This is a genomic window from Dyadobacter crusticola DSM 16708, from assembly GCF_000701505.1.
GTDB lineage: Bacteria > Bacteroidota > Bacteroidia > Cytophagales > Spirosomataceae > Dyadobacter > Dyadobacter crusticola.
The window spans coordinates 1-10,724 of sequence record NZ_JNJB01000031.1; the positions used below are offsets into that span (position 1 = coordinate 1).

Below are 10,724 nucleotides of genomic sequence, written 5' to 3' on the forward strand. Positions count from 1 at the left end.
GCTTCCCAAAAGCAATCCGATCCGATAATGGGCCGGAATTCACCTCCAAAGATTTTGCAATCTGGTGTGAGGAGAAAGGCATTGAAACTAGGTATATACAGCCGGGGAAGCCAACTCAAAACGGCTATATCGAACGATTTAACCGACTGTATCGGGAAGCAGTATTAGACGCATATTTGTTCTTTGACCTGGATCAGGTCAGGCAACTAACAGCTGAGTGGATCGAAGAATATAATCAGCGACGGCCGCACGAAGGACTGGGCAATTTGACCCCATTTGAGTGGAAGGAGTTGCTGGTGAAAAAAGTAATTCAACAACAAATGACTGTCTGAAAAACGGGGCACTTACAAAAGGTTATTTGACAGTATAAGGATATTTCGGAAGACCTCTACCTGTCGGAGCATAGGTGAAGCACTATCTTCGTCTCTTACCTACCCACCCGCGCAAGCTTCCGCACTGTATTGCTCTCATTAACCTTCAACCTGCAAAACAATATTTCACCTGCACTATCAGGCAGATTCATCACTTCATACTGCCACTTGCCTTTGGCATGGGGGTTGTTCACTACAGTTTTCAAGATTCTGCCCTGAATATCAATAACCTCCAATCTGACATGGCTGTTTTCTTCGGGGATGTCAAATGCAATTGTAAAACTGGAAGTAAATGGATTTGGGTAGGCGGTTAATTCAAAACCAGGCAGTTCGGGTTCCTTGTCATTTTCGATCTCAAAACCCTCGCGCTGACTTTCGTACTTTCCTACATTAAGAGCCGCCGATATGTGCCAGTTTCCAGTTGCGTCTTTCATGTGACACTTAATGCCAAGATGCTTCCCGTCGGCAGTGTACACACTTGCGTTTCCTCCTGGGACGCCGGGTGAATTCATGCTCGTAGAGTTCCAGACATATTGAACTCCCCCGCCGGGAGCAGTAAGTGTTCTTAGGTCTCCATTTTTCGAATAGGTCAATTGAGGTACCCAACTTGCCGCAATGGGGTTAACTAAACTTCCAATGCTTGCGAACCATTTATTCGCCAGCCAGGTAAGTCCTTTGATTGAACCTGGACCTTCGTAAAAATGAGTGGTGTCTCCTCTGTATCTATTCACACCAACGATGTCGGTAGTAGCGCCTGAGCTTCCCGTGACGTAATCTGTATCCGGGCCACTGAGGTTCGGCGCACCTGATGCTGCATTGGCCTGGCCTGTTCTGACCGTTCCATTCAGAGGTCCCCACTTGCTAATGGAAGCCTTAGAAATATACCAGGTAAGATTGGGCGCTCCGAAATCAGCGCGGGACTTTGCAATCACCGCTTGTAATTTGGCCTGATAATCCGCAGCGCTTGTTGCTTTGTAAATGGGATTGACGTTCAAATCGGCATCTGTCTCGCCTTGGTGCCAAAGTACAGCCCTTACGCCGAATAGCGATCCATAAGAGTTTAATGCGTTTTTTAGCGTAGTGTATGGCAAGCCGTAATAGTCCGCAGGATTTATGGATCCACCTTGGTAACCTAGGCAAACCTGCGCTCCCGTATAGGGATGTTTAGCTTCGACTCCGTCGGCTCCTTGCTTCCATTCCGTGATCGACGATCCGCCGGTGGCGGTATTGAAAAACGCAACTGGCATTCCTCCGTTTGCGTCGGAGATGAGCTTACCCAATGCGGCATAAGCCCAGATCGTATTGCCAGATGGCCCCAACCTGCTATGCCGCTTTACTTCATCAGGCGTGTTTAACGAAAACATACCATTAAAGGCCCCGCTTGGGATATTTCTGGTGCAAGTGTAGTCATGAAAGGTGCCGACAATCCATTCCGGAATACCGGCACTGCTCGGCAACAAATAGTTAGACTTTTCAACTCCTTGCGCATTGGATTGACCAGCAATGATAAATACATCACCAATACCGAATTTTGCGGAGGCATATACTACGCCATTCAGGAGGATTTCACATAAATACCAGCCTTTGTTGACTGTCAATGTAGTATAATACATGCCGTTTGCGGCCAGGCTCAAGTTTGTAGCCAGCCCCGCCGCTCCAACGACGCCCGTAGCGCTCACAGTTCGAATCCTGTAACTCATTGTGACTGCAAGGGTATTATGAATTAACTGACCTGCAATAGTGGCTGTGGCGCTGTTAAGTGTACTTCTCTGAATTACGGAATTGTTGATTGGATAGGATAATGTTACCGTTTGTGCGTTGCCAATATTTGTCAGGAGGCATGCGCATATGAATATCCATTTTATGAAACTGTTCATTGTGAAAAAATTAATGTGCGGATGAATGATTTTAGGAAGCTGCATTTAGAGACCGTTAGTTTTCACGAAACCGGCAATGTCGATCAGCGGAATCTTGGAACCATAATGCTTGTTAAGCGCTTTGATTACCTCGTTAGCAATAATGGCCTGTCCGAGCGGCGTAGGATAAATACCGTCTGAGGAAAAGAAATTTCCATAAGCAGTCCCATCCACTGAAACACCGTCATCTGTTTTGTAGCCTCCCTGATGAATGCGTTGATATAGGTCAAAAAGATCAACTACGGCCAAATCTTTTTCTGCGGCATAATCCCTGATTTTCTGATTATAATAAGTGGCGGGGTCAGATTCATAAGTCTCGCCATAGTCTACGACCTCTATATCTTGGAAATTGGCCATGAAGTGGTCACCAGTAAATTTTTTGCAAAGCCCATCCAATTGCGGTGTGGGAATAATAGAGAATGGTTTAGAAGTATCAATAACTCCATCTCCTACACCGTTTCGATTGAAAGAAATATAGACACTTTTAAAATTTTTCATTGGATACCAGCTCATATATGGCAAATCTTGGTAACGAGGAATCGTAAAAATGACCCCTTTTTTTCCGTTCAAAAGATAGTTTATCGAATAGTCTTCGATCCTTCCCGTATTCATCACAGAGCCATTAAAAGAGTAATTCCACCTCCCGATATTTGGGGTCGTTCTAATTCCCTGCATCCACCGATCAAAGAACTCTTCAATAACTATAAAGTTATAAGGTACATCAGCCGGCATATGCCCCTCGAACCGCGACGCCAGCAGTGTAGTCAATGCACAGTTTTCGCAGCCCCAGCCTGGTACGTACCACTCAGTACCTCCCCAGTATAGCCCGTAGTTCGAGATCTTTCCCTGGTATTTTGGCATCGTCGCTGTCTTGCCCGGAACAACCGAAATAGTATTGTTCACCACCCGGTCCCATTGCGGATATTCGTCTGCCGTTTTAAGGTATACGTAATAACCGGTTCCATTAAAATGCTCCTTTTCAAACAGTGGCATTGCGAAGTTTTTGATGCCCATTTGGTGAGCGAGCAAATTGGTGTAGTTCGTTTGCTGACTTTCACGGGTAATGCCTCCATTCATGACACCGGCTGTGAGCCCGCCGCCGAATGCGACCATTTCCATTTCTTGTCCGGGTTTAAGAATTCTGCCGAAATCAGCTGTCGGAAGTGGCGCAGACAGCCATTCTTCGATTTTAAGCTTTGGCTGACGCTCGATATCGTCATGGATCATTTCGGGATATTGTCCCATCGGGTGAATGCGCATAAAAGGTCCGGCGGTTCTTGCCGAGTCTTGTGCGGTAGGAATGTAAACCGGTTCTTGCGGCTTAGGTTCCGGCCAACTGTTGGTGGGCTTGTTGCATGCAGTGAGTGCTAAAAGCAGCAGTAGTCTTTTCATTTTTAGTTTGTTAAAGTGAAATATATAAACACTGATCATCGATCCTGCTCATGAATGATGTAGATACTTTTAAAATGACGTTGAGTCCTGGAAGGCTTAACTATTGGTTTGATAAGGATGCGTAATAGTAGCACTTTTGATCGCTACTGATTTGAAGTACTACAAAGCAATGCGCGATTGGCCGGAAGCAACTATTTATCGGGTAGATATGTAGTCCTTGTCTCCTGGTACTTATCTGCGAAAAAACTATTTTCCCTCAACAGCCTTGGCAAAACCACAATGTCGATCAGCGGAATCTTGGAACCATAATGCTTGTTAAGCGCTTTGATTACCTCGTTAGCAATAATGGCCTGTCCTAGCGGCGTTGGATAAATACCGTCTGATGAGAAGAAATTTCCATAAGCAGTCCCATCCACTGAAACACCGTCATCTGTTTTGTACCCACCTTGATGAATGCGTTGATATAGGTCAAATAGATCCACCACAGCAAGGTCTTTCTCTGCCGCAAAGTCCCTGATCTTCTGGTTGTAGTAGAGTGCAGGATCGGACTGATGGCTTTCCGTGGCATCGATTACCTCAATGTCAGTTAAATTAGCCGAAAAGGTGCCGCCCGCAAACCTTTTGCAAAGATTATGTAGCCGGGCTGTTGGGATCAGCGAAAACGGCTTCGTAAAATCGATCACCTCATCTGCCACACCTTCGCGATCAAAGGTGATGTATGCGTTTTGAAATTTCTTCATCGAGTACCATTCCATGTAAGGTAAATCCTGATATCGCGGGATAGTAAAAATCACCCCTTTTTTACCATGCAGAACATAGTTGATTGAATAATCAGTAATTCTACCCGAGTTCATGATAGAGCCATTAAATGCTTCATCAAAACCTCCAATCTGCCTGGTCGTCCTAATTCCTTCCATCCAGCGATCAAAGAACTCTTCAATAACAATAAAGTTGTAAGGTAAATCAGTCGGTACGTGACCCTCTAACCGAGAAGCAAGCAGTGTAGTTAACGAGCAATTCTCGCAGCCCCAGCCGGGAACAAACCATTCAGTGCTTCCCCAGTAGAGCCCGTAATTTGAGATCTTTCCCTGGTATTTCGGCATTGTCGCTGTCTTGCCCGGAACAACCGAAATAGTATTGTTCACCACCCGGTCCCACTGCGGATATCCGTCTGTCGTGTTACGGTATACGTAATAGCCTGTTCCATTAAAGTGCTCTTTTTCGAACAGCGGCATTGCGAAGTTTTTGATACCCATTTGATGCGCGAGCAAGTTCGTGTAGTTGGTTTGCTGACTTTCACGGGTAATGCCGCCGTTCATGACACCGGCAGTCAGCCCGCCGCCAAATGCGACCATTTCCATTTGCTGTCCCGGTTTGAGAATCCGACCAAAATCGGCTGTCGGAAGTGGCGCAGACAGCCAGTCCTCAATTTTAAGCTTCGGCTGCCGCTCCAAATTGCTATGAATCATCTCCGGATATTGTCCCATCGGATGAATGCGCATAAATGGTCCGGCGGTTCTCGCAGAGTCTTCGGCGGTGGGGATGTACACCGGCTCTTGTGGTTTGGGGTCGGGCCAGCCGGGCGTAGGTTTGTTGCACGCAGTGAGGATGATTAAGAACAGCAGCTTCTTCATTATTTTAGTTTGTTAAAGTGAAATGAATAGACAAGGGTTACCTGTTCGCCAGGGATGGACGCGATCGATCGGAGGAGGATGTTGGCCCTCCGTTGCGATTATTAGCGAGATAAGTATGGCGCAATAATAGCTGGTTTGCTTTTGCAGATTATTACGCAAAAAGCAGCGATGTCCGAACTGCTATTATCGGTTATTGATCGGTCAGGCGGGCTGTTAAATACATTCACAAAACTTATTTAACGGTTTTCGATCGATCGCTATCCTTGTTAAATAGGAAGTTCATAACCTCTATCATGACCGCTGAATCACTAAATGCCCAATTACTCGGAATCTATCAAAAGTACACCGACTCCATTTATGCCGAGACCTGGGAAAATAATGTCTCCGCACCGTTGCTGATGCATGTTTTCGACGAATATTGCGCCATGGAGAACAAGATTCTCTTCGTGGGACAGGAGACGCACAGCTGGGGGCAAATGAACATGAGACCAAAACCGAAAGACTTGCTGGAAAAGTACCGGGAATTTAATCTAGGCAAGTCTGCAGATATGGTGATGGGAAGCCTTTCAGGTATTTGCGCAGCCCATTTTGGAATTTTAACCGAAGTGTCTTTTATCTAAGTAAATTTCCGTTGAATGGTTCTATTACCAAATAATACAAAGCTCTTCTCTCAATAAACAAGTTATTAGCATGATTAGGGAAATTGATATTAAACGATTTGGACTTTTTGACGAGTATGACTGGAATTCGACCATTGGCAAGACTGCATCGTTTCGGCGACTAAATATCATCTACGGCAGAAATTATTCTGGCAAAACTACTTTATCTAGAATTTTCAAGTGTATCGAAAATGGCTGCTTACACAAACATCATAAAGATGCAGTATTTTCAATTACATTGGATAGTGGTCAGTTGATTGATCAGTCTAACTTCGACATTATAGATAAAGCAATAAAAATTCGCGTCTATAACACTGACTTTGTCAAAGAAAATCTAAGTTGGATTCACAATGACGAAGAGGGTACTATCGAGCCGTTTACAATTCTTGGTGCGTCTAACGTTGAGCTGGACAAACAAATTCAGGAGATTGAGATTGTCTTGGGAATCTGGAGGACGGAAATGGACTGCTTGCGGCTTACAAGGTAAAGGAAGATTCGTTCGCGGAAATTGCCGCAGAATGCCGCAAGAAAGAAACAGAAATGGAAGAACAGTTGAGGAAAAAGGCAAATGATGATATTAAACTAAATCTGAATCTTTTTATTGCTACATCAACTAAAAGAAACTATTCGATCAACGACTTAAAAAGCGATATAGCTACAATCGAATCTGATATTGCATCATTTATTGTCGATGATGATTCTAGAAATGAATTAAGTTTGCTTTTGAAAGAAGTTCAGCTGGCAGATATAGTACCAATACAAGAGAGTAAACCAAATTTCTCCAAATTTTACGATGAAACTCGTGACATTATCAGGAAAAAAATCAAACCTAGTGTGCCAATCACCGATTTGGTGAATGATAGCTTGTTACAAGAGTGGGTTCGGCAGGGGATAGAAAAGCATAAAGGACTAAGAGCAAATTGCGCATTTTGTGGAAATCCTATTAACAAACAACTTTGGGCCAAACTCGATGCTCATTTTAGTCAAGAGTCAGAAGCTCTTAGAGAGGCAATAGTTAGACAGGTTAAGATATTAGAATCTGCGAAAGAACGGCTTCAAGGCTTCATTCAGTTAGACCAACGTCAATTTTACGGCTCTTTACAATCAGAATTTAACACAATACTTGGAACATGGACGGGTCAAGTGACACAATATCTAGCAAATATTGAGATTTTGATATTTCGTTTAAAGGAGAGGGAAAGGGACATATTCACCGAAGGAGATTTGCTTAGAATTGAAGATCTATCGGACGACTTGCTTGATACAATTAAGGCCTTTAACCGACTTATTGGTGCTCATGCAAATAAAACAAAGACATTAAGTGCAGATCAAGAAAAAATACGTTTGCAGCTTAGGTTGAATGAAGTTGCCAATTTTGTTATTTCGAGCGATTATAAAGTTCGCCTGGAAGCCTTGTCGCTACAAAGGAGCATAGTTGAAGCTAATAGAGCTGAACTACGTGAGAGAAAGGATGTGATAGATCAGTTATTCGAGCAAAAAGCAGGCTTAGAGTTAAAAGCTAAGGATGAGGGGAAAGGTGCCGAACTGATAAATAAGCACTTGAAGCATTTTTTTGGGCATGCCGATCTGCGATTAAGACCGGAAGGAGATGCGCCAACAATGAAATTTGTCATTGAGAGAGATGGCAATAGGGCAAACAACCTAAGTGAAGGTGAATGTAGCTTAATCTCGTTTTGCTATTTCATAGCGAAAATAGAAGATGAATTAAAAGGCAATCTGGCTGAGAATGGGTTGATTGTCTATATTGATGATCCTATTTCAAGCCTCGACAGTAATCATATCTTTTTTATGTTTAGTTTGATAGAAAATATCATTGCCAAACCGCTCCTTTTTAGTCAACTTTTTATATCCACGCATAATCTCGATTTTCTTAAATATTTGAAGAGATTAACTATACCTAAATATAAAGTAGCGACAGATAGTAAGCCAAAACCGGATGTCAACTATTTTATTGTAGAGAGAGCTAGCAAAAGCAGCTCGAAGTTGAAAATTGCTCCCGACTACTTACGAAACTATACCACGGAATTTAATTATTTATTTAAGCAAATCTACCTTTGTTCAAGATCGAGCCCTGAATACATTGAAGACGAGCTTCAATATAGCTTTGGAAACAATATGCGTAAATTTTTAGAGTCATATCTGTTTTATAAATATCCAAGTCACAAACTAACAAATGATCAACGCATTGAAAAGTTTTTTCAAAATGATCATGTTGCTTTTAGCTTAGTTAACCGGGTGACAAACGAGTATTCTCATTTGGAAAATAGGTTTGACAGGAGTCTTGAACCTGTTGACGTAGAATCTATGAATCAAATTGCAGTTTATGTTATTGAAAGGATGAAGGAGGCAGACCCTGATCAATATGATGCACTTGTTGAAAGCATCCAATAAGCCTTAAGGGAACCGTTAAAAAATTCCCGTTCTTTTTGTTTGCATCCCAACAGTTTTCTCCCGAATATGCAGCTTCCCAAAACAAGTAAATTTTATGAAAAAGCTAGTTGACATTGCCCTGTTATGGTGTGAGGACCGCGAAAGCGCCTCGAGTGTGATTTACTTACACTGGGACACCTGAAGACAGGGCATTTTTTATTCATCCCAAAACAAGTAAGGTAATGTACAACAAACCAAACTCCCCCGAGTCTGAGGACTCTACGTGTATGGCCTACGGTGAAAAGGTCAAAGAGTTGCTGAGTGCCAGCTCGCCCGACACCTGGTGTGATCATTTATGGGCATTGTATGGCGGCTACATCATCGCACAGCGAGAACTGGGTTACTCGCCCGACGCGCCGAATGTCTACTGGTCATTTCATGATCTGCTGTTTTTCTTTCAGGGGTTGGCCCTTCGACAGGCTCAGGGTGACAAAGTACGGGGGTAGGTACCGGACGAACTTAGTGTTCGGTGTGTAAAAGTCTACAAACTCACGTTCCTTTATTACGATTTATAAGAATCTGTTAGCTACTGAAAAATGAGAAAACTAGTTCTTTACATTGCTACGAGCGTCGACGGCTACATTGCTGCGCCGGGCGACGACCTTGGGTTTTTGGCGAAGGTGGAAAAGGAGGGAGAGGATTATGGTTACCGGGAGTTTATTGCCGAAGTGGATACGGTGATCGTCGGCCGGCGAACTTACGATTGGGTAATGCAGCATGTGCCGGAGTTTAGCCACGCGGACAAAGAATCATATATCATTACAAGAACGCCGCAGGAAAGTATCGGCAACACGCATTTTTATACCGGCGACATTGGCGAGTTAGTCGCGACATTGAAGGCAAAAGAAGGCAAAACGATCTTCTGCGACGGCGGCGCCGAAGTAGTACACCAGCTTTTGACGCGCGGCCTGATTGATGAATTTGTTATTTCCATTATTCCCGTGTTTGTGGGAGATGGAATCCGGCTTTTCAAGGATGGTCGGCCAGGTGCGGATTTGAAGCTGGTTGAGGCCAAGAGTTTTGATTCCGGCCTGGTGCAGCTGCGATATAGACGGGATTAGCAGGATTATATAAACATAACATGATAGAAACCATCAAGGAAAGCCTCTGGCAACAATTCGGAGCGGGTATTAATACGCTGGGAAATGCGATTGAGCGTTGTCCCGCAGATCTGTGGGAGACTAAAAAGCGGTTTTTCTACATCTCTTACCACGCGTTGATCCTTGCAGATTATTACCTGACTATTCCCGCCCCGGAAGAATTTCACTCCGTACTTCCTTTCTCCTTTACCGAACCGGACGAGATCCCCGACGGTGTTGTGGGAGATATGGTGCCCGATATGCATTATACGCAGCCTGAAATGCTGGCATATGTTGAGGATGTCCGGGCGAAGCTGAGGAAAGTGATTTTTGGTCTGACCGAAGAAAAAGTAAGCGAGCGCTGGATAGAGCCGAGCGGCGATATGGATTATTCCGTTTTGGAAATTTTGCTCTACAATTTAAGACACGTGCAGCATCACGCCGCGCAGCTGAATTTGTTATTGAGGCAGGAGCGGAATATGCGTTCGGAATGGGTTTTCCGAGTTGACGATTAACATACAGGTAAAGTTCGGGCTGTGCCGGGCATATTCTACCTAAACAATATCGCCAGCAATAACCCTGTAGGGTTTGGCTTTGACCATTCGAATGTTGTTAAATTCCTCAATGACCAACGTGTCACTAGCCGGAATAATACCGCGCTTGATCCAGTTGCTTACGGTTTCCGTGTTCTTGATCCCGAAGCGATTGCAATACTCTTTAATTGTGACCCATTCGCTTAAATCAAGCACTTTTCCCTGTCTAACAAGTATTTCACGACCTTCTGATATCGCCTGATCTGCTTTCTGCATCAAGCCTTGCAGTCGCATTTGAAATTCTTCTTTTGTCTCCATAATACTAACCCGATAAAACTAATGAAATACTCCCGTTTCACTGGACAGCCAGCGGTTACAATTAAGTTTAATTAGGATGCTCTGGCGTTGGTTTCAAAAAATAGATCATTTGGAATATACCCGGTTCCGGTGTGTTTACGTCGACGGTTGTAAAATTCTACATATGCCTTTATTCCCCGATACAGATCCATCCCACCATTCGGAGGGTTTAAATACACATATTCCTGTTTGAGTGATCTCCAAAATCGTTCGATAAAGACATTGTCTAGTGCCCTTCCTTTTCCGTCCATGGAAATCTGTATCCCCTTCTCCAACAAAGGGTGAATAAAGCCCGGGCTTGTAAATTGACTACCTTGATCGGTATTAAATAT

12 protein-coding genes are annotated in these 10,724 nt (G+C 43.8%); 7 read left to right on the plus strand and 5 right to left on the minus strand.

Features of this window, described 5'->3' with window-relative positions:
- Window positions 1-332: integrase core domain-containing protein (locus tag Q369_RS0121750; RefSeq protein WP_031525397.1), on the plus strand; the 332-nt coding region annotated here is incomplete at its 5' end.
- A gap of 95 nt (window positions 333-427) precedes the next feature.
- Here Q369_RS0121750 and Q369_RS0121755 read toward each other — a convergent pair.
- From Q369_RS0121755 to Q369_RS0121765, 3 genes are all read right to left on the minus strand, one after another.
- Window positions 428-2,071, minus strand: a complete 1,644-nt coding sequence (locus tag Q369_RS0121755) for a sialate O-acetylesterase (protein ID WP_229206918.1) — start codon at window positions 2,069-2,071, stop codon at window positions 428-430.
- A 222-nt stretch (window positions 2,072-2,293) separates the two neighbouring features.
- Window positions 2,294-3,679: an SGNH/GDSL hydrolase family protein gene (locus Q369_RS0121760; RefSeq protein ID WP_031529852.1), complete on the minus strand. Its 1,386-nt coding sequence runs from the start codon at window positions 3,677-3,679 to the stop codon at window positions 2,294-2,296.
- A gap of 191 nt (window positions 3,680-3,870) precedes the next feature.
- Window positions 3,871-5,313 carry an SGNH/GDSL hydrolase family protein gene (locus tag Q369_RS0121765; protein WP_229206919.1) on the minus strand — a complete coding sequence of 481 codons (1,443 nt, stop codon included), beginning with the start codon at window positions 5,311-5,313 and terminating at the stop codon, window positions 3,871-3,873.
- 293 nt (window positions 5,314-5,606) lie between these two features.
- Here Q369_RS0121765 and Q369_RS0121770 point away from each other — a divergent pair, with 293 nt between their 5' ends.
- The 6 genes from Q369_RS0121770 to Q369_RS0121790 all read left to right on the plus strand — a co-directional run bounded on the left by Q369_RS0121770 (window position 5,607) and on the right by Q369_RS0121790 (window position 10,017).
- A complete protein-coding gene (locus tag Q369_RS0121770) occupies window positions 5,607-5,933 on the plus strand; it encodes a hypothetical protein (RefSeq protein WP_031529854.1) in 327 nt (108 codons plus the stop codon).
- A 70-nt stretch (window positions 5,934-6,003) separates the two neighbouring features.
- On the plus strand, window positions 6,004-6,459 hold the full coding sequence (locus Q369_RS29725) for an AAA family ATPase (protein WP_051664208.1): 456 nt from the start codon (window positions 6,004-6,006) through the stop codon (window positions 6,457-6,459).
- A gap of 20 nt (window positions 6,460-6,479) precedes the next feature.
- Window positions 6,480-8,384 carry an AAA family ATPase gene (locus Q369_RS28000; RefSeq protein ID WP_262485496.1) on the plus strand — a complete coding sequence of 635 codons (1,905 nt, stop codon included), beginning with the start codon at window positions 6,480-6,482 and terminating at the stop codon, window positions 8,382-8,384.
- 293 nt (window positions 8,385-8,677) lie between these two features.
- Entirely contained in the window at window positions 8,678-8,869 is a 192-nt protein-coding gene (locus tag Q369_RS0121780) for a phospholipase D-like domain-containing protein (RefSeq protein WP_157488277.1), read from the plus strand.
- Between the two features lie 90 nt (window positions 8,870-8,959).
- Complete coding sequence (locus Q369_RS0121785) at window positions 8,960-9,484, plus strand: dihydrofolate reductase family protein (RefSeq protein WP_031529856.1); 525 nt, start codon at window positions 8,960-8,962, stop codon at window positions 9,482-9,484.
- A gap of 20 nt (window positions 9,485-9,504) precedes the next feature.
- The gene (locus Q369_RS0121790) at window positions 9,505-10,017 is read left to right on the plus strand and encodes a DinB family protein (RefSeq protein WP_031529857.1); all 513 of its coding nucleotides are present in this window, start codon (window positions 9,505-9,507) and stop codon (window positions 10,015-10,017) included.
- A 39-nt stretch (window positions 10,018-10,056) separates the two neighbouring features.
- Here the strand turns inward: Q369_RS0121790 and Q369_RS0121795 are convergent, their stop codons facing one another.
- Together Q369_RS0121795 and Q369_RS0121800 are read right to left on the minus strand one after the other, a co-directional pair.
- A complete protein-coding gene (locus Q369_RS0121795; RefSeq protein WP_051664210.1) occupies window positions 10,057-10,353 on the minus strand; it encodes a hypothetical protein in 297 nt (98 codons plus the stop codon).
- A gap of 71 nt (window positions 10,354-10,424) precedes the next feature.
- A partial coding sequence (locus Q369_RS0121800) for an integrase core domain-containing protein (protein WP_031529859.1) occupies window positions 10,425-10,724 on the minus strand: 300 nt, incomplete at its 5' end.